At 71.1% G+C, this 19,212-nt stretch carries 17 protein-coding genes; 6 read left to right on the top strand and 11 right to left on the bottom strand.

All coding sequences use genetic code 11. The features are described from left to right. Positions 1-22 precede the first annotated feature (22 nt). Positions 23-169 (top strand): hypothetical protein, encoded by a 147-nt coding sequence (locus ACFWY9_RS04170; protein ID WP_378324610.1) that lies wholly within the window; start codon positions 23-25, stop codon positions 167-169. 62 nt (positions 170-231) lie between these two features. Here ACFWY9_RS04170 and ACFWY9_RS04165 read toward each other — a convergent pair whose 3' ends face one another. The 7 genes from ACFWY9_RS04165 to ACFWY9_RS04135 are packed head-to-tail and all read right to left on the bottom strand — an operon-like array spanning position 232 to position 7,065. Further along, positions 232-405: a hypothetical protein gene (locus ACFWY9_RS04165; protein ID WP_378324611.1), complete on the bottom strand. Its 174-nt coding sequence runs from the start codon at positions 403-405 to the stop codon at positions 232-234. A 47-nt stretch (positions 406-452) separates the two neighbouring features. Next, positions 453-1,988, bottom strand: coding sequence for a long-chain fatty acid--CoA ligase (locus tag ACFWY9_RS04160; protein WP_378324612.1), 1,536 nt, complete (start codon positions 1,986-1,988; stop codon positions 453-455). Next, complete coding sequence (locus ACFWY9_RS04155) at positions 1,988-3,280, bottom strand: MFS transporter (RefSeq protein ID WP_378324614.1); 1,293 nt, start codon at positions 3,278-3,280, stop codon at positions 1,988-1,990. The genes ACFWY9_RS04160 and ACFWY9_RS04155 overlap by 1 nt, the downstream gene beginning before the upstream one ends. Before the next feature lie 39 nt (positions 3,281-3,319). After that, positions 3,320-4,684: an alpha/beta hydrolase family protein gene (locus ACFWY9_RS04150; RefSeq protein WP_378324615.1), complete on the bottom strand. Its 1,365-nt coding sequence runs from the start codon at positions 4,682-4,684 to the stop codon at positions 3,320-3,322. Positions 4,685-4,704: 20 nt separating this feature from the next. Beyond that, positions 4,705-5,163, bottom strand: a complete 459-nt coding sequence (locus tag ACFWY9_RS04145) for a MaoC family dehydratase (RefSeq protein ID WP_378324617.1) — start codon at positions 5,161-5,163, stop codon at positions 4,705-4,707. Continuing rightward, positions 5,160-6,152 carry an amidohydrolase family protein gene (locus tag ACFWY9_RS04140; protein WP_378324619.1) on the bottom strand — a complete coding sequence of 331 codons (993 nt, stop codon included), beginning with the start codon at positions 6,150-6,152 and terminating at the stop codon, positions 5,160-5,162. Before ACFWY9_RS04140 ends, ACFWY9_RS04145 begins: the two co-directional genes overlap by 4 nt. A gap of 1 nt (position 6,153) precedes the next feature. Beyond that, complete coding sequence (locus ACFWY9_RS04135; RefSeq protein WP_378324620.1) at positions 6,154-7,065, bottom strand: SDR family oxidoreductase; 912 nt, start codon at positions 7,063-7,065, stop codon at positions 6,154-6,156. Positions 7,066-7,167: 102 nt separating this feature from the next. On the opposite strand from ACFWY9_RS04135, the gene ACFWY9_RS04130 reads away from it, so the two are divergent. Further along, positions 7,168-8,022 carry a PaaX family transcriptional regulator C-terminal domain-containing protein gene (locus tag ACFWY9_RS04130; protein WP_378324621.1) on the top strand — a complete coding sequence of 285 codons (855 nt, stop codon included), beginning with the start codon at positions 7,168-7,170 and terminating at the stop codon, positions 8,020-8,022. A gap of 232 nt (positions 8,023-8,254) precedes the next feature. Beyond that, positions 8,255-9,487, top strand: coding sequence for a hypothetical protein (locus tag ACFWY9_RS04125; protein WP_378324622.1), 1,233 nt, complete (start codon positions 8,255-8,257; stop codon positions 9,485-9,487). 344 nt (positions 9,488-9,831) lie between these two features. Here ACFWY9_RS04125 and ACFWY9_RS04120 read toward each other — a convergent pair whose 3' ends face one another. From ACFWY9_RS04120 to ACFWY9_RS04105, 4 genes are read right to left on the bottom strand one after another with little or no spacing between them, the layout of a single operon-like run. Continuing rightward, positions 9,832-11,097 (bottom strand): hypothetical protein, encoded by a 1,266-nt coding sequence (locus ACFWY9_RS04120; protein ID WP_378324623.1) that lies wholly within the window; start codon positions 11,095-11,097, stop codon positions 9,832-9,834. 7 nt (positions 11,098-11,104) lie between these two features. After that, the gene (locus tag ACFWY9_RS04115; RefSeq protein WP_378324624.1) at positions 11,105-11,452 is read right to left on the bottom strand and encodes a hypothetical protein; all 348 of its coding nucleotides are present in this window, start codon (positions 11,450-11,452) and stop codon (positions 11,105-11,107) included. A gap of 2 nt (positions 11,453-11,454) precedes the next feature. Continuing rightward, positions 11,455-11,763, bottom strand: coding sequence for a hypothetical protein (locus ACFWY9_RS04110; protein WP_378324625.1), 309 nt, complete (start codon positions 11,761-11,763; stop codon positions 11,455-11,457). Positions 11,764-11,793: 30 nt separating this feature from the next. Then, entirely contained in the window at positions 11,794-12,129 is a 336-nt protein-coding gene (locus ACFWY9_RS04105) for a hypothetical protein (protein WP_378324626.1), read from the bottom strand. A 311-nt stretch (positions 12,130-12,440) separates the two neighbouring features. On the opposite strand from ACFWY9_RS04105, the gene ACFWY9_RS04100 reads away from it, so the two are divergent. The 3 genes from ACFWY9_RS04100 to ACFWY9_RS04090 all read left to right on the top strand — a co-directional run bounded on the left by ACFWY9_RS04100 (position 12,441) and on the right by ACFWY9_RS04090 (position 19,185). Continuing rightward, entirely contained in the window at positions 12,441-15,542 is a 3,102-nt protein-coding gene (locus ACFWY9_RS04100; RefSeq protein ID WP_378324627.1) for a BTAD domain-containing putative transcriptional regulator, read from the top strand. Then, positions 15,532-18,618 (top strand): BTAD domain-containing putative transcriptional regulator, encoded by a 3,087-nt coding sequence (locus tag ACFWY9_RS04095; RefSeq protein ID WP_378324629.1) that lies wholly within the window; start codon positions 15,532-15,534, stop codon positions 18,616-18,618. The genes ACFWY9_RS04100 and ACFWY9_RS04095 overlap by 11 nt, the downstream gene beginning before the upstream one ends. A gap of 228 nt (positions 18,619-18,846) precedes the next feature. Further along, positions 18,847-19,185 (top strand): DUF2563 family protein, encoded by a 339-nt coding sequence (locus ACFWY9_RS04090; RefSeq protein ID WP_378324631.1) that lies wholly within the window; start codon positions 18,847-18,849, stop codon positions 19,183-19,185. Positions 19,186-19,212: the final 27 nt, after the last annotated feature.

The raw sequence follows: 19,212 nt of genomic DNA, 5'->3' as shown, positions 1-19,212 counted from the left end.
CGCGGACGTGAAAAGGAAAGCGATGACCAGATCCTTCCGGCGGGCCGTACTGGTGGCCGCCAACGGGCAGCCCGGCACCTACCGGACCTACCCGGCCGACCACGGCGGCACACCGGTCGCCGCGCTGCCGGACACCACCACCTTCGTCCGCACCCTGTTCGCGAGGTGACCCGGCCACAGCGGCCGAACACCCCGGCCATGTCCTCAATGGACAGTGCGGCGCCGGGCCGGTCAAACGCCGGATGTCGCCGACCGGGTTTGCGGCACACCGGCGATCCCGGTACGCGGAATCACGGGGCGTTGGACGGAGAGGCGTCCGACGGGACGGAACCCCGGCAGCAGGTCCTCGATCAAGGCCCACTGATCATCTGAGAGCCACTGAAACCGCGACACGACCAGCAGCATCCCAATAGTCAACCGGGATGTTTGTCAGACACGCCCTAGCCGCGGGATCACCCGTGCGGCGACGAGTTCGACCGTTGTGTGGTCGCCCGCAGCCGGTCCTTCCGGACCTTGCCCGAACCGGTCCGCGGCAGGGCGTCGCGGACTTCCAGATGTACCGGGATCTTGTACTTGGCCAGCCGGGAACGCAGGAACTCGCGGAGTTCGTCCCGGGTCAGCCGGGTGCCCGGCCGGCACACCACGTACGCCTTGCCAGCCTCGCCCCATTTCTCGTCGGGGACACCGACCACGGCCACCTCGGCGACCGCGGGGTGCTCGAAGATCGCGTTCTCGACCTCGGCGGGGTAGACGTTCTCGCCACCGGAGATGAACATGTCCTTGACCCGGTCGACGACGTAGAGGTGGCCTTCGTCGTCGATCACGCCCATGTCGCCGGAGCGGAACCACTCGTCGTCGGTGCGAGACGCGGCCGTGGCTTCCGGGTTCCGCCAGTAGCCGGGGCTGACGTTCGGGCCGCGGACGAGAACCTCGCCCGGTTCGCCGGGCGCGACGTCGGTGAGGTCTGGACGCACGACGCGCACGCTGGTGAAAAACGCCGGGACACCGGCGGAACCCGTCTTCCGGAGGCTTTCGGCCGCTTCCAGGAAAGTCGCGCCGGGCGCGGTCTCGGTCATCCCGTAGCCCTGGCAGAACACCAGCCCGCGTTCCTGGTAGGTGCGGATGAGCGCCTCGGGAACCGCGGCACCGCCGGACATCACCATGCGTACCGAGGACAGGTCGGTGCCGGGCCACCGCGGTGATCCGGCAAGGTCGGCGAACATGGTCGTGACCCCGAACATCCAGGTGACGCGGTGCTTCTCGATCAGGTCGTAGCACGTGTCGACGTCCCATCCCGGCGCGATCACCGAACAGCCGCCCTTGATGAACGTCGGGAGCAGCGTCTGGTTCAGCGCGGCGACGTGGAACAGCGGCGCGCTGATCAGGGCGCGGTCGTCGGCGGTCAGGTCGACGCCGACGAGCACGTTGCAGGTGTTCCAGACGATGTTCCCGTGCGTCAGCAGGGCGCCTTTCGGCCGCCCGGTGGTGCCCGAGGTGTAGAGGATGAGCGCGACGTCGTCGAGCCGCACGGGCACGTCGATCGGGGTGTCCTCGCCGCCCGCGAGCCAGGATTCGTACTCGGCCTCGCCGACTGCGGGTCCGGCGAGCGCGACGACCTGGGCCGGGTGCTCGTCGATTCCTCGCACCGTGGCAGCACATTCCGGCCCGTAGACCAGCACGGCCGGACCGGAGTCGTCGAGCTGGTAGGCGATTTCCGGCGCGGTGAGCCGGAAGTTCAGCGGGACGAAGACGCCGCCGAGCCGGTGGGTGGCGAACATCGTCTCGACGAGCGCGAGGTGGTTCGGGCCCAGATACGCGACCCTGGTCCCCGGCTCGACACCTGCCGCCCGCAACCGGGAGGCGAGCCGGGCGGTGCGGCCGGCGAACTCCGCGTAGGTGAACGCGCCGCCGCCGAACACGAACGCGGTGCGGCCGGGGGTCATGAGTGCCCGCCGGACGGGCCAGCCGCCCAGGCCTTCGTTGCGCATCAGTGCGTTCCCTCTTTCTCCGGCGTGGTTTCCACGGCACTCAGATCCTGACGGCTGGTTTCCCGCAACGACAGCACGCACCCCGCGGCCAGGACGCAGAACGCGGTGATCGTGGCGGATATCGCGCCGGTGTTCCGTAGCTGCGCGAACAACAGCGGCGCCAGTCCCCCGCCGAGGCTGGCGAGCTGATAGCCGAGCGAGACGCCGGTGTACCGGGACCGGGTGCTGAACAGCTCGGTGTACAGGGCGGCCAGCGGGCCGAACATCATCGGGTGCACCACGCCCTGCCCGAGCACCAGCGCGAGGACGAGCAACGCGCTGCTACCGCTGTCCACCAACGGGAACAGCACGAAACTGAAGACCGCCATCGCGCACGCCCCGGCCAGCACGACCGGCCGTCTGCCGATCCGGTCGGACAGCGCCGACCACGCGATGATGCCGACGACGGCGAACGCCGAGGAGATCGTGATGCTGTTGAGCACGGTCTGCCGGGTGAAGCCGACCTGAACGCCGTAGGCGAGCACGTAGGTGGTCAGCGTGGCCTGGGCGACGAAGGCCGCGAGCCCGGTGCCGATGCCGAGCAGGAGCGGACGCGGATGTCTGCGCAGCACCTCGAGCAGGGGTGGGCCGCGCAGGTCGTGTTTCGCCGCCCGGAACACCGGAGGTTCCTCGACCTTCAGCCGGACGAACAGTCCGGTGACCAGCAGTGCGATGCTGAGCAGGAACGGAACGCGCCAGCCCCAGGCAAGGAAGGCCGACTCGCCGACCGCGGCGGCGGTTCCGGTCAGCGCCGCCGTGGACAGCAGCATGCCGCAGGGCGCGCCGGCGTTGGTGAAGCCGGCCCACAGGCCCCGCCGGGAGGTGGCGTGCTCCGCGGACATCAGCACGGCGCCGCCCCACTCGCCGCCGACGGCCACCCCCTGCAGCACCCGGAGCAGCACCAGACCGACCGGTGCCCACGCGCCGACCTGCCGGTACGTCGGCAGCAGCCCGATCAGGAAACTGGCAGCCCCCATCAGCACCATCGTCAGCACCAGCATGCGCTTACGCCCCACCCGGTCACCGAAGTGCCCGAAGATCAGGCCGCCGAGCGGCCGGGCCAGGTAACCGGTGGTGAACGTTCCGAGGCTGGCGATGGTCGCCACCCACGAGTCGAGGCCGGTGAAGAAGACCTTGCCGAACACCAGGGCGGAAGCCGTTGCGTAGAGCAGGAAATCGTAGTACTCGATCACGCTGCCGAGGAAGCTCGACGCGACAGCGCGGCGAAGTTGCGTGGATCTGCGATCGGACATGGCCGGAACCCTCTTCGTCGCGGGTGGGACCAAAGTGGACTAACGCTGGGCATTGGCGAGGTCGAAGGGACGCGGGTAGGGAGCGGGCCGGTAGCGGACGTAGGCGTGTGCGGCGCCGGGCTGAGCCGCCGTGGCCCTGGCATTCATCGCGGCGGGACCGGTGTCACCCCATTTTCCGGTACCGACCCGGTCCTCCACCGTGTGCAGCGCGGCCAGCTGCTCCCCGGCGGTGAACGTGCAGTGCCCCGCGCGGTCCACATAGGACTGACGCAGCAGCCGGGACGACCCAGCCTCGGCGACGGCGTCGTGGTAGGCACTCTCCGCCTGCACCGGCACCAGGCCGTCACCGGTGGTGTGGATGTCCAGCTGCGGCTTGACCAGCTTTCCGGTGAAGGCCACGTTGCGCTTCATATAGGCGACAGCGTGTGGGTCGGCGCTGATCCGCGGGCTGTTCGCCAGTGTGTCGAGATCGCCGCGCAGCGAAAGACCCGCAGCCTTGTAGAGGGCCTCGACCTCGGTCGAGTAGGGCGAACGGGACAGCATCCGGCTGTAGTCGACGCCGGTGTTCCAGGACATGTTTCCCCCGGCCCGGGTTTCGGCCTCCTGGCGCCAGTTCATCGCCGCCGTGAAGAACCGGGTGAAAGCTTGGTATTGGTTTTGTTGCTGCGCAGGCCAGTCGTGCTCGGCAGGCCGGGGCTGGCCGGGGTCGTTGTAGCCGGGGATGTTGTGCAGCGCGGCGGCCAGCGCGAGCCGTGCCCTGCCCTGCGAGGTGTTCTGGGCGGTGTTCACCACACCGGTCATCGTGGCGGCGGCCTTGGTGGCGGTCGCCTGGTCGCCGAGTCCGGTCAACGGCACCGAAGTGTCAGGCGCCAGCAGGGTTTTCACCGCGTACGCGGCGTCGAGGGTGCTGTTCCAGTTGGCGACGCCGCCGTGCACCAGCCCGCACATCGCGAGCGAACCGTCGATCCGCTCCGGATGACGTTCGGCGATGGCCGTGGTGACCAGGCCGCCGTAGGATGTGCCCCAGGCGATCGTCCGCCGGGCCGCACCGAAGCGCGCGGTGAACACGTCCAAAGTGGACAGCTGGTCGGGCACGGCCTGTTCGACGGCCCATCCGGTGCTCGCGTAGGACGAGCCGATGAGCGCGTAACCCTGTTCGAGCGCCACGCCGGCGACCGCGGTGCTCGGGGCGTCCTCGGCGACGTTGGGCGCCCCCGCCGGGCGGTAGCCGTGGCTGTAGAGCAGCACGGTGCCGTTCCAGTTCCGCGGCACGTCCATCATCCAGGCCGCGCCGTCGGCGAGCTTTCCCTCATAGTGGCCGTGATCCGCGGCCGTCGCCGGTGCGGCGGCGGACAGCACGAGCGTCGCCGCCGCGGCGCAGGTGAGGAGGATACGGGAAGTCATCTGCGTTCTCCTCGTCCGGTTCAGGCGTAGTGGCGGTAGACCGCGCGGGCGACACAGGCGGGTTTCGCGGCGCCGTCGATCTCGACGGTGAAGTCGAGCGACATCTGCACGCCGTCACCGGGGACCGGCTCGACCGAGGCGACCTTGCCCGCCAGCCGGATCTTGTCGCCGACGCGCACCGGGTTCGGGAACCGCACCTTCTCCAGGCCGTAGTTGACGCTCATGCGCACACCGGCGATGTCGAGCAGTTCGCCGAACAGCGGGATCAGCAGCGACAGGGTCAGGTACCCGTGCGCAATGGTGCCGCCGAACGGCCCGGCCTTGGCCCGCACGGGATCGACGTGGATCCACTGGTGGTCGTCGGTGGCGTCGGCGAAGGTGTCGACACGGTCCTGGGTGATCGCCATCCAGTCCGTGTGCCCGAGATCGCGCCCGGGAAGTGCGGAAAGTTCCTCGATGCCTTGGACGGTGATGGTCATGGGCGTTCTCCCTCTTTCGTCAGGCCGAGAAGCCGGGCCGCGTTCGTCTTGAGGATCTTGGGACGGACTTCGGGCTTGATGTCCAGTTCGGCGAAGTCTGCGAGCCACCGGTCCGGAGTGAGCACCGGATAGTCCGAACCGAACAGCACCTTGTCCTGTAGCAGCGAATTGGCGTAACGCACCAGCTGCGGCGGGAAGTACTTCGGCGACCATCCGGACAGGTCGATGTGGACGTACGGCTTGTGGGTGGCGACCGCCAATGCCTCGTCCTGCCAGGGGAAGGACGGGTGCGCCAGGATGATCCGCAGTTCGGGGAAGTCGACGGCGACGTCGTCGACGAGCATCGGATTCGAGTACTTCAGCCGGATCCCGCCGCCACCCGGTACCCCGGCGCCGATCCCGGTCTGTCCACTGTGGAACAGCGCGGGAACACCCAGCTCCTCGATCACCTCGTACAGCGGATAGGCCACCGGGTCGTTGGGCGCGAATCCCTGGATGCTCGGGTGGAACTTGAAGCCGCGCACACCGTGTTCGGTCACCAGCCGACGTGCTTCGCGCGCACCGGCCTTGCCCTTCCACGGATCGACGCTGGCGAACGGGATGAGTACGTCGGGGTGTTCGGCACAGCTGCGCGCGACCTCCTCGTTGGCGATGCGCGGATGTCCGGTGGCGTGTTCGGCGTCCACAGTGAACACGACGGCGGCCATCCGGCGTTCGCGGTAGTAGGCGGCCATTTCCGGGATCGTCGGCTGCCGGTGCTCCCCTGCCCTGCTGTGCCGATCATTACTAATCCGACCACAGTCACGGCCGAATGACTTCGTAGCAACGGTTACGTGCTGCGTGGGGGTCGGCCTACTTTTGGCCGGATTAGTAAAGTACTTCGCCGACGCCTCGATCAGCTCGGGGCTCAGCGATCCGTGGCCGTCCTCGGAGATCTCGGCGTGGGTGTGCACGTCGATCGCGACCAGGTCCCCGACGTCGATCGTCATCTCAGGCCCCCGCCGCCGTAGGCGCCGGGATGCCGTAGGTTTCCGGCTCGGCGCCGACCCCGGTCTGCCAGGACTCGGCGATCGCGTCCGCGCTCCAGCCACCGTCGGCGTAGGCCGTGGCCTTCTCCTGGGGATGCGCCCACAACGCCAGTTTGTCCCCGCCGATCCCGATGGCCTGCCCGGTCACCCCGGCGGACGCATCCGAGGCGAGGAAGACGATCAAGGACGCGACGTCCTCGACCGTGCCCAGGCCTTCGCCCTTGCGCAGCCAGTCCGGGAAGGGCTGCCCCGTCCGCTCGGAATCGGCGATGACCGGCGCGAACGCGGGGATGGTCTTGGTCATCTCGGTGGCGGCCACCGGCACGACGGCGTTCACCGCGATCCCGGCCTTGGCCAGTTCCAGCGCCCAGGTGCGGGCCATCGCCACGATCCCCGCCTTCGCGGCGGCGTAGTTGGTCTGGCCGAAGTTCCCGCGCTGTCCGGCGGGTGAGGAGATCAGGATCAGGCGGCCGCCCGTGCCCTGTTCGCGCATGCGCACCGCGGCCGCGCGGGCGCAGGTGAACGTGCCGCGCAGGTGGACGTCGACGACGGCGTCGAACTCCTCGTCGCTCATCTTCCACAGCACCCTGTCCCGCAGGATGCCCGCGTTGGTCACCAGCACGTCGAGCCGCCCGAACCGCTCGACCGCGGCCGACACCAGCCGATCGGCGACCTCGGCGCGGCCGACCGGCGCGGCCACCGGCACCGCCTCACCACCGGCGGCGGTGATCGCGTCGGCCACCCGCCCGGCCGCGTCGGCGTCCACGTCGTTGACCACCACGGCCGCACCCGCGGCCGCGAGTGCCTCGGCGTAGGCCCGGCCGAGCCCACGGCCCGCGCCGGTGACGATGGCGACTTTCCCCGCCAGATCCATGCGATGTCCTTTCTCCGCTTGCCTCGCCAGCTCAAAGTAGGGCGAAATAGTGACGGCCGTCAAGATGATGCCCAACGTTCGATGGCCGATTAGGCTGAGGCCGTGACAGCCAGCCACGTCGACGACTCCACACCGGGCCACCTGGCCCGCCCCCAGTCCGTGATGCTCAACTTCCTCGGGCTCTACGTGCTCGGGCGGGGCACGGCCGTCTACTCCGGCAGCGTCATCGATGTGCTCGGCCGCGTCGGCGTGTCCGAAGACGCCGTCCGCTCGACACTCACCCGGATGACCACCCGCGGACTGCTGACCCGGCACCGCGAAGGCCGTCGTGCCTACTTCGGGCTGACCGCCCGCGCCACCGAAGTGCTCCTCGACGGGGAACGGCGGATCCACGACACCGGCGCGGTCAACCGGCACTGGGACGGCAACTGGACCCTGGTCGGCTTCTCGCTGCCCGACACCCGGCGAAACGAGCGGCACGATCTGCGTTCCCAGCTGCTCTGGGCCGGCTTCGGCATGCTGCAGAACGGATTGTGGATCGCGCCGGGGATCAAGGACGTCGCCGCGATCGTCGACGACCTCGGACTCGCGGGCAACGTCACCGTGTTCACCGCCCAGCACGCCAAGCCGACCGAGTCCGCCGAACTGGTCGCGAAGGCGTTCGACACCGAAGCCATCGCCGCGCGCTACCGTGCATTCCTGGACCAATGGGACATCCGGCGGCCGTTCCCCTCGGCCACCGACGACCTGGCGCGGCAACTGCTCCTGCACACCGGCTGGCTCGACCTGGTGCGCCAGGACCCGCACCTGCCCGCGGAACACCTGGCCGCCGACTGGCCCGCCATCCGCGCCGAACGGCTCTTCCACCGGCTGAACGAACGCTACCGCGCGAGCGCGGCCCGCATCGCGGACGAAGTCCTCGACGTCATCACCGCGCCCGAGGCCAAGGACTCGTAAGCGTTCCCGACGCCAGAACCGGGCGGAACGTTCACGAGCATCGGTAGAACTACCTAGACGCCTGCCTAATTCACCACACCTCGACGGCGAAACCGAACCGCACAAAAGCCGAATAACGCGGACGATTTCCCATTACGCCCTTTTTCCAGCACGTTTCCCGCCGGATCCGGTAATCTCGGCGCCGCATCCGCGGCTTTCACCCCGCATCGAAACGTGTGATCGGAGAATTCCCGTGAACGGCATTAATCATCGTCGGCTGTGGTCTTTCGGGGCCGCGGCGATCGTCGCGGCGGCCACGCTGACCGGCGGATGCGCCGCCGCGTCCGGCAGCACGACCACCGCGGTCACGGGAATTTCCGCGACCGCGCCGGGGTGCCAGACCACCGCACCACCGCAGCGAACGCTCGACGGCGTCCGCGCGGCGAGCCTGACCGTCCCCGCCAACCCGTTCGGGCTGGCCTACGCGCCGTCCGGCCACACGGCGTTCGTCGCCCTCGGCACCCAGCTCGGCGTGCTCGACACGGGCGCCTTCCCGCCCCGGCTGACGCGGACGACCCCACTCCCGTCCGCCGGTCTCGGCAAGGAAGGCGCCACCGGGCTCACGCTGACGCACGACGGCCGCACCCTGCTCGTCGCCACGGGCAGCGGCGCGATCGTGCTGGACGCGGCCAAGGCCGCGGCCGGTCAGCCGGACGCGGCGCTGGGCACGCTCACCGGCACGGCCGGGACCAGCGCGATCGAGGTGACCGTCTCCCCCGACGACCGGTACGCCTTCGTCAGCCAGGAGTACGGGAACACCCAAACCGGCGGTCGAGGCGCCATCGAGGTCTTCGATCTGCGCAAGGCGCTCGACACCGGGTTCGGCCCCGGCGCGGTCGTCGGCGCGGTCGCACTGGGCAAGGCCGTGGTCGGCACCGCGCTTTCCTCCGACGGGCGTCGGCTGTACGCGACCAGCCAGGTCGCGCCCGACGGCGGGCAGGGACAGCTCAGCGTGCTCGATCTCGCCACCCTGGAAACGAATCCCGGCAATTCCGTGCTGCGGAACGTGCCCGCGGGCTGCAACCCGGTGCGTGTCGCCGCCGCGCCCGACGGGAAGACGGTGTGGGTCACCGCGCGGCAGAGCAACGCCCTGCTCGCCTTCGACGCCGCGGCGCTGGTCACCGCCCCCGGCCAGGCGCTGCTGACCTCGGTCCAGGTCGGCACCGCCCCGGTTGGGCTCGCCTTCGCCCGGGACGGCGGCCGGATCGTCACCGCCGACTCCAACCGCTTCGCCGCGCCCGGCGCGAGCACCGGGCTGACCGTCGTGGACACCCGCGCCGCGCTCGGCGGCAAACCCGCCCTCGGGCGCGTCCCCACCGGCGCGTTCCCCCGCGAGTTCGCCCTCAGCCCGGACGGGAGCACCCTCCTGGTCACCGACTTCGGGTCCCGCCAGATCCAGGCGGTGGACACCGCGACCCTGCCCTGACGCCCCACCCGGGTAACCGGGCCGGTGTCGTGGCGGAGCTCTGCGACGTCCGGGGCGGCGGTTAAGGTGTTCCCCCGATCATGGCGGGCAAGGCCGCGACGATGGGTCAATGTCGCGCGTGACAGTGAAAGCGGAGCCCTTGGACGCTTCTTGAGCCACGGATTGATCAACATCCGGGGGCTCCACCGCGTTTCCGGCCCAGCCGATGCCCGCTCGGCAATACCGCTACACCACGACCACCACCGGCCCAGTCGATCTCACCTGGCCAACAACTGCAGAATGGAGAGGCCTAATATGGCATTCACGGAGCGGCGTGGCGCGAATATATCCTTTGTGGACTGCGGTTATCGCTCGTTGTCGAGCAGGCCGGTCGGGAGCCGGGTGTTGTCGGCCCAGACGTCGTCGTCGGCACCGGCCCGATGACGCTCGTCGTCGGGGTCGCCCCTTTTCTCCTTGTCCGCACGGCGGTTCGCGACCGGATGACCGCCCCACACGGACCGTGGTTCCTTCGCCGGCGTGCCGCTTCGCGGCGCGCGCCGGGCGCCGCGCGCGGCCCCGCCACCGTGCGGGACGAAAGGCGGGTGTTGCTGCTGGCCTCCCATCGCGGCCGCGAAACCCCGAGCCGCGGCGGCCTTGGCGGCCATGGCCTGCGCCGCGGCCTGCTGCAGCTGTGCCGCGGCGGGGTTCGCCGGGTCGAGGCTCGGCGGGACGCCGCCACCGAACAGTGGCGCCCGGGAGGCCCCGCCCGCCAACGGAACTCCGCCCGTGAGCGGTGCCCCGCCGGAGAGTCCTTCCAGCCGGGAGGCGTACCGGTCGACGTCCCCGAACGGCTTACCGGTCACCGGGTCGACATAGCGGGCGTCCTGGGGGCTGTACTCCTGGCCGCTCACCGGGTCGATCAAGTAGCCGGTGCGCGGATCCCGGACCCAGCCGTCGAAGTCCCCCGGCGGCGAGCCGTGTGCCGGGGGCGATGCCGGCGGAGGTGCGGAGGCGGACGTCGACGTGCTGGTTCGGGAGGAACCGCCGCCCGCTCCTCCGCCGTCGGTGGCTCCGCCCGCATCTCCTCCGCCCCCGGTGTCCGGAGCAGGCGTCGTCGCCGGTTGGAACGCGTTGTAGGCCTTGGCGACGCGGTCCACCTGGATCTGCAGTGCCGCGGCTCCTTCCTGCTCGGCCATGGCCTGTGCCCGCAGCGGGGCGTTGGTTCCCAGTCCGGCGGCGCCGTTCGGGTGTACCCCGGTGTCGCCTCCGCCCGCCTCCCGTGACGCGTTCGCCTGCGCGGTCCGCGCAGCGTCGACCTTGGCCTTCTGCACCTGCGCTTCCATCAGTGCCTGCGCGCCGACCTCCCCCGCGGCGGCCAGCTGGGACGACACGCTCTGCGCGCGGGCGGCGAGGGCGTCGACCCGGCGGCCGATCGGGGTGAGCCGGTCGACCGCGGCCTGGTACGGCGCTGTCGGGGTCCGGCCGATCTCGCTCGCGGTGTGGCCCGCCTTGGCGGCCTGGGCGTGGCAGGCCACGGCGAACCCGCGCCACGCCGCGGCCGCCGCCATCAGCTCCCCCGGCGCCGCGCTGGTGATCTGGGCGTATAGCGCGTCGAAGTCGTTGCCAGACATAGCTTTTCTACCTCCCCGGTCCGCTCTCCACGTCCAGCCGGTGCGCCTTCGCGGCACGCGCCTGCTGTTCGGTGGACAACGCGCCGCGCTGGGCGATCTTCCCTGCGGCGATGGCGTTGCTGGCCAGTTCCTCGATGTTCACCCCGATCGCCTGGAGCTCACGCACGGTTTCGGCGATCGCGCCCCGCAGCCGTGCGGCTGCCGCGGCGCCCCCGGCGACAGTGCCGAACACCGATTCCGGGACGAGCGCGGCCTGCAGTTGCTCGACCAGTTGCGCGGCGTTGTTGTTCGCGCGCAGCCGACCGGCGTAGGAGTCCCAGTCCGCCGGGTCGAGGACGACGTCGTCGGCAGCCATGGCTAGTGCTTACGGATCGTGTTCTGCATGCTGACATTGGTCTCCTCGGCGATGTCCCCGACGCGGCCGACAGCGTGCTGCTGGGCCTGCAACTGCTGGTTGTAGACCTGGGTCTTGCGGTGGTACTCGGCGCTGCGTTCCTCGAGCGACGAGCCGGTCGCCGCGTCGAGCGCCTGGGAGACCACGCCGGAGAGGCGGGTCTTGACGGTGTTCCAGATGTTGTCCCACTCGGCCTGGTGTGCCCGGGTACTGGTGGCGATCTGGTGGATGTCCTCGACGCGGAACTCGATCCTGCTGCCGTGGTCGGTCATGTCAGTTCCCTTTCGCTGAAGATGTGGTGGTCAGGCCATGCCCGCGGCGACGTCCGAACCGGTGCCGCCGACGGTGCCCTGCGACGCGGCGGCCGAGGCGTCGTCCGAACCGCGAGCGGCCACCTGGCGCAGCTTGCCGAGGTCGACGTGCAACTGGTTGAGCGTTTCGGCCAGCGCCCGCCCGCCGCCGCCGAGGTCGTGGAACGTGGTCGAGGTGATCTGGCCGGCGGGCGCCTTCATCGCGGCTTCGCTGAGGCCCGCCTGCGCGAGGATCCTCTTGGTCACGCCCTCCATCTGGCTCACCGCGTCGGCGACCACGCGCTCGGCCGCCTGCACCTGGGCCATATCGATCATGGGACCGGTCATGGTCGGTTCTCCCTTCCGGTTCGCCGCCCCGCTCCGGGGCGGTCGAGAGGTTCGACGCCGGTCCGTTCCGGGCGGTTCTGCGCAACTCCTTACGGAGCGCTTACCGGCGGTCCGGACCCGACGGAACGCCGGGAACGTTCACCCACACTCGGCGTGGGCAGGCTTCCGCCGTCGATGTGCCGAGGGTGCGGTGTTCGACTTGTCGGGAACCTTGAAGGAACCTTGAGCCTGCCGGGCGCATGATGGAAGCTGAATGGCCTAACCAGCGTTCTGGACACGGCATGGGGGCCGAGGGGTCGGGGGAGGAAACCGTGGATTTCCGGTTGTTGGGGCCCGTCGAACTACGCGACGGTGATGTGCGGCTCGATCTCGGGCCGGCGAAGCAACGCTGTGTGCTGGCCGTGCTGCTGATGCGAGCGGGCCGGGAGGTGGCGACCGATGTGCTGGTCGGGCGGGTCTGGGGCACCGATCCGCCCGGCGAAGTGCGGAACGCGCTGTACAGCTATGTCACCCGGCTCCGCGGGCTCCTGCGGGACTGCGCGGTCGAGCTGAGCAGGACGCGCTGCGGCTACACTCTGCACGTTCCACCCGATCGTGTGGACCTGCATCGGTTTGCGGCGGCCGTCGGCCGCGCACGGGATCTTCCACCGCCTGAGGCCGCGCGAGAACTGGAGACCGCCGTCGCAGAATGGCGCGGTGAGCCGTTGCACGGCCTGCCGGGAGACTGGGCCGAGTCGGTCCGCGCCGAGCTGCACAGCCGCCATGTCGCGGTGCTGGGCGACTGGGCGTCCGCGAACCTCGGCCTCGGCCGCTCCGGTGTGGTCGTCGACCGGCTCGGCGCCGCACTCGAGGACTACCCGCACGCGGAGTCCCTGATCGCCCTGCTCATGCGAGCACTGCACGCCGAGGGCCGGACCGCGGAGGCACTCGAGTACTTCGAGGCCAAACGCCTCCGGCTCCGCGCAGAGCTGGACGTCTCGCCGGGTGCCCCGCTGAGCGCGGTCCATCGTGAGCTGCTGCGCGGCGCGGAGCGGCCGTCGCCCGTCGCCCGGACCAAGAAGCCGCCGTCGCCCTCCCCATTGCCCGCCGCGCCGAGCGGCTTCGCCGGACGGGACGCCGAGTTCGCCCGTCTCGACGCGCTCGCCGAAGAAGGAGGGACCGCACTGTTGCTGTCAGGCACCGGCGGGGCGGGAAAGACGGCGCTCGCCGTGGCATGGGCACACCGGATCGCCGCGCGGTTCCCGGACGGGCAGCTGTACGTGAATCTCCGCGGCCACGCGTACGGCGAGCCGCTGCCGGCGATCACCGTGCTGACCACGTTCCTGCACGCGCTCGGCGTCGTCCCGGACGACGTCCCGCTGGACGAGGACAGCGCGTCCGCGCTCTACCGTTCGTTGCTCGCCACCCGCAGGACGCTCGTCGTGCTCGACAACGCCGCCGACACCGACCAGCTGCGCTCCCTGCTGCCCAGTGGCCCCGGCAATCTCGCGGTGGTCACCAGCCGCCATCGGCTCGGCGATCTCGTCGCCGAGATCGGCGCGCACCGAATCGTCGTGGGACCGCTGACCGATGACGACGCGGTCGCCCTGCTCGCCCGCGTGCTCGGCGACGCCAGGGTCGCAGCCGAGCCCGCCGCCGCGGCGACGCTCGCCAAGCGATGCGGCAACTTCCCGCTGGCACTCCGGATCGTCGCGGCGCATCTGCTGGAGCATCCCGGCCTCGGGCTCACACCGTACGCGGAGGAGCTGCGGGCGGGAAATCCGTTGGCGGTACTGGAACGCGAGGATCCGGACACCACGATCCGGGCCACGTTCGCCTCCTCCTACCGACGTCTTCCCCCGGCGGCGAAGCGGGTTTTCCGCTTGCTGGGCCTGCATCCCGGTCCGGACTTCACCGTGGAGGCGGCCTGCGCGCTCGCGGATCTCTCCCCCGGCGAGGCGAAACGCGCGATGCGCGCGCTCGCGTCCGCGAGCCTCGTCGAGCAGCGCACGGCGACACGGTACGCCTTCCACGACCTGCTCCGGTATTACGCCGAGGAGTGCCTCCGCGCCGAGGAGTCCTATGTAGACAGAAGGATGGCGGCGGCCCGCCTCGCCGATCACTACGTCCGGACCGCCGACGCCGCCGTACGGCTCGCCGCGCCCGTCTCGCCGCGGCTCCCGCTGCCGGCCGGACCGGCGCCCCGGACGTTCACCGGCCCCGCGGACGCGGAACGCTGGCTGGACACCGAACTCGTCACGCTCGTGGCCTTCGCCGAGACCGCCGACTGGGAAGGGCGACCCGCCACGACGTGGCTACTGTCCGACCTGCTACGCGGCTTTCTCCATCGCCGAGCCCACTACCTGGCATGGCGGACGGTCACCCGGGCCGGGGTGTCCGCCGCGCGGCGGCACGGGGGCCATCGGGCGCAGGCGGTCGCGTACCTGTCGCAGGGAGCACTGCTGCGCGTCGGCGGCAACACTCCCGAGGCCCTGCTCAGCCTGACCAACGCGCTGACGGCCGCGAAACAGGCCACGTGGCCGATCGCCGAGGCCGCGATCCTGGTCCAGCTCGGCGCCGTGTATCACAAGCTCCGTCAGCCCCAGGACAGCGTCGACTGCCTCGAGCACGCGGTAAAGCTCGCGCGGCGGTCCCACGACGCCGCCATCGAATGCGAGGCGCGCAACCAGCTCGGTGACGTCTGCCGGGAGCTCGGCGCGCTGGGCGACGCCGAACGCCATCTCACCCCTTGTCTCGCGTTGTGCCGCGAGCTCGGCGACGCATTCCAGGAGTCCCAGGTGCTCACCACGCTCGCGCTGGTGGTCCTCGAACTCGGCCACGCGGACAAGGCCGTCGAACACGCGTCGCACGGCCTCGCCCTCGCTCGCCGGATCGGGAATCCCGTGCACGAGGCGGGTTGCCGGATCAACCTGGCGTCGGCCCACCTCGCGGCCGGGCGTGCCGCGGACGCCACCGAAGAGGCCGGACGGGCGCTCGCGATCGCCGTCGAAACCAAGACCCACCGCATGATCGCGGCGGCGACGAGCGTCCTCGCGACGATCGCCGGATGGGCGGGACAGCGGGACCGGGCCGCGAGGCTGCACGCCCGCGCCGTGGCGGCCGGGCGCACCGCGGGCGATCCCCGCACGCTCGCCGAAGCCGCGACCCGCCTCGCCGAGCACACCCGCGAAGCGGACGATCTCGCCCAGGCGCTCAAAATCAACCGCGCCAACGGATTCCGCGGCCTGGAGGCGCGCACGCTGCTCGCCATGACCGGCGCGGCCATCACCGCGGGTGATGTCCCTGCGGCGGACCAGTGCTTCGGCAAGGCCGAACAGTTGCTCCGGGAAACCGGTTACGTGATGGCCCGCTCCCCCGCCCCGGCACTGCGGACCGAACTGGCGCGCGAGGGTGGCCGGATCCTTGCCCACTGACGTCGAATTCCGCCTGCTCGGCCCGGTGACGGCCAAGGTCGGTGAGGTCCAGCTCGACCTCGGCCCGGCGAAACAGCGTTGTGTGCTCGCGGTCCTGCTCATCTCGGCCGAGCCGCAGATCTCCGCGAGCACACTCATCGACCGCGTCTGGGGTGACATGCCACCCGACGAGGCTCGCAACACCCTGTACAGCTACCTGGCACGGCTGCGGAAGGCACTGCAGCGCAGCGGTGTCAAGATCCGGCGGCACGCGGGCGGCTACCAGATCGACCTCGGGGAGGCCGAGGTCGACGTCCGGCGGGCGGCCGCGCTGCTCGGCAAGGCGGAGCGACTGCCCGCGCCGCGCCGAACCGAGGCCCTGCGGCAGGCACTCGATCTGTGGCGGGGCGAGCCACTCGACGGTCTCGCCGGGGACTGGGTCGAGCGGACGCGGAACCATCTGCGTCGCCAGCGGCTCAGCCTGCTCACCGAATGGGCGACGCTGCGGCGGGCCGAGGACGGCGCGGAGGAGGTCATCGCGCGGCTCCGCCCGCTGATCCCGGCATACCCGCTCGCCGAGGCACTGACCGCGCAACTCGTGCTGGCGCTCACCGAAACCGGCCAGAGCACCGAAGCGGCCGAGTGCTACCAGGCCGTCGTGCGCCGGCTCGCCGACGAACTCGGCACCGGGCCCGGGCCCGCGCTGCTGGAGGCGTACCGGAAGGCGCTGGAACCGACCGCGGCGCCACGACCGACCATGCCGGTACCGGCGCAGCTTCCCGCGGCGCCCGCCGGGTTCGTCGGCCGGGCACCGGAACTGGCCCGGCTCGACGCGTTGCTCCCGGACGCCGGGGAGCAGGCGCCCGGCATCCTCCTGGTCACCGGCACGCCGGGGGTCGGCAAGACCGCGCTGGCGCTCACGTGGAGCCACCGGGTCGCCACGCGGTTCCCGGACGGACAGCTGTATGTCAACCTGCGGGGGTATGCGAAGACCCCGCCGCTGCGGTCGATCGACGTGTTGTGGGCGTTCCTGCGGGCGCTGGGCGTGCTACCCGAGCAGATCCCGGTCGACGAGCACGACGCCGCGGCGCTCTACCGCTCGCTGCTCGCCGAGCGGCGTGTGCTGGTACTGCTGGACAACGCGGGCAGCGCCGAGCAGGTCCGCCCGCTGCTGCCGGGACGGCCGGGAAGCGCGGTGATCGTCACCAGCCGCGACCGGCTTTCCGGGCTGCTCGTCGACGAGGGTGCGCGACGGCTGCGGCTGGACAGCCTGCCGCGTGACGAAGCGCTCGCGGTACTCGCTCGCGGGATCGGCCCCGGCCGGAGCGCGGATTCCGCCGCGGCCGGCGAGTTGGTCCGGCTCTGCGGTGGCCTCCCGCTCGCGCTGCGGATCGCGGTGGCGAACCTCTTGGACGATCCCGCGTGCGACATCGGGGACTTCGTCGGCGAACTCCGTACCGAGACGCCGTTGGCCGCGCTGGAAACCGGAGACGCCGAAGCCACCGTGCGGAGCGCGTTCGAGTTGTCCTACCAGCGCCTCGACCCGGAGCAGCGCCGGTTGTTCCGGCTGTTGTCCCTGCACCCGGGGCCGGACGCCACCCTGGAGATCGCGGCGGCCGCGGCGGGCCTCACCTCGGCGGCCGCGCGCCGCCCGCTCGACCGGCTGGTGAGCGCCCACATGCTCCAGCCGGGCGCGCACGGCCGGGTCACCTTCCACGACCTGATGCGCCAGTTCGGGCAGGAACGCGCGCTGGCCGAGGATTCCGCCGACGAGCGCGCCGCCGCTGCCGACCGGGTCGCCGAGTTCTTCCTGCGCACCACCGCGCGGGCGGTCACGATCGGCGCGCCGGTGCTCGCCCGCCTGCCGTTGCCACCGCCTCGCGCGGCAGTGACGCCGCTGGACTTCGCCGACGACGCCGCCGCCATCGCCTGGCTGGACACCGAGCGCGTCGCCCTGCTGGGGCTGGCCGAGGCCGCACCGAAGCTCGGCCGTGACGAGCTGACCTGGCTGCTGTGCGACCTTCTGCGCGGCTATCTGCAGACACGGCGGAACGACGCGGAATGGCAACGGTTGACCGAGCACGCCTTCCATACCGCCGACGCCGCCGGCGACGACCGCGCGGCGACGTCGGCACTGATCTCCCAGGGCTATCTGTACCGGGTCCGGCTGCGGGACGAGGAGGCCGTCCGGACGTTCACCCGCGCCGCGGAACACGCCGACCGGACGGGATGGGCGGCCGCGAAGGCCCTGGTCCTCACCCAGCTCGGCTGGGTCCTGCCCAAGGTGAACCGGGCCGATGAGGCCGTCGCCGCGCTGCACGAGGCGATCGAGCTGGCGGCGTCCATCGGGGAACCGGCGATCGAGGGCAACGCGCACGGAAACCTCGGCGCGCTCTACGAACGGCAGGGCCTGCTCAACGCCGCGCTTCCTCATCTGCGGGCCGAACTCCGGCAGATCCGCACCGAACCGGCGAAGTACCGCGAGGCGAACGCGCTGACCGATATCGGCAGCGCGCTGACCCAGCTCGGCGATGTCGAAGAAGCCGTCGGCCACCACGAGCAGGCCATCGGGCTGACGATCGAACTGGGAAACCGGTCGCTGAAGGCGAACGTCCTGGCCAACCTGACCAGCACACTGCTGGCCGCGGGACGTCTTCCCGAAGCCGCGCGTGCCGCCGAACAGGCACGGGCCCTCGCGGAGCTGCTGAGCTTCCGCGACGTCGAAGCCGAGGCATACAGCGCACTGGCTGTAGTCGCCGCGCACGACGGTGATGCCCCACGGGCGGCCGCGCTGTTCCGCCAGGCTCACGACGCGGCCGACTCGGCCAGGGATCCCCGGAGCCGGGTGCTGACGCTGGTCCGGTACGCCGAGCACACCCACGACACAGCGGATGCCGAGCGGGCCCTTTCCCTGGCCAGGACGCACCGGCTGGGTGTGTTCGAAGCACGGGCGCTGCTGGCCGCGGCCGTCGCGGGGCTGGCGCTGGGTGACGCCGGCTCGGCCCGCCGGTTCGCCGAGCTGTCCGCCGCCCAGTGTGAGCGGTGCGGGTACCGGCCGGGGCTGACGCGGGCAGCGGCGTTCCTCGCCGAACTCTGAGCCGGCCTGGCTGCCCGCCTGCTGCCCGGCGCGTTCAAGATTTCTTCAAGGATCGCGCCCAGTCCGCCCGCGCAGGCTGGCTCCGCCCCGGATGCGGTGACCCCTGCCCGCATCCCCGGCACCGGCAGGTAAGACCTCCGTAAGCACTCGCGCCGAACCGGCGAGCCGCTACCCGGCGTCGAACCCGCCGACAGCCCGACTCGGGGCAGGGAGCGAAGGGAGACCACGATGGCCAACGGCGGATTCCAGTACGACAGCGACGAGCTGCACACCGGCGGGAGGCAGAACACCGCGGCGAGCGAGGCCGCCGACGGCGTCGCGCGGACCCTGAGTTCCGGGCAGATCTCCGGGAGCATCTTCGGCGACGTCGGCTCGGCCGGGTCGATCGCCGGTGCGCTGACCCACGCCCAGACGTCCGGCGTCCACGGCGCGCGGACCGCCGCCGAGGACCGCACGCACCTCGCGTCCCGCGCCCACTCGACCGCGCAGCAGGGCGAGCAGCTCACCGCGGACACGACCAGCGTCAGCAACGAGTCGACCGTCCGCCAGGTCACCGACGGCATGTGAGCCGATCACTTCCCGGCGTCGGAGCAC

The sequence above is a fragment of the Amycolatopsis sp. NPDC059027 genome, assembly GCF_042739735.1.
GTDB lineage: Bacteria > Actinomycetota > Actinomycetes > Mycobacteriales > Pseudonocardiaceae > Amycolatopsis.
This window is presented reverse-complemented; position numbering and strand designations above follow the sequence as displayed.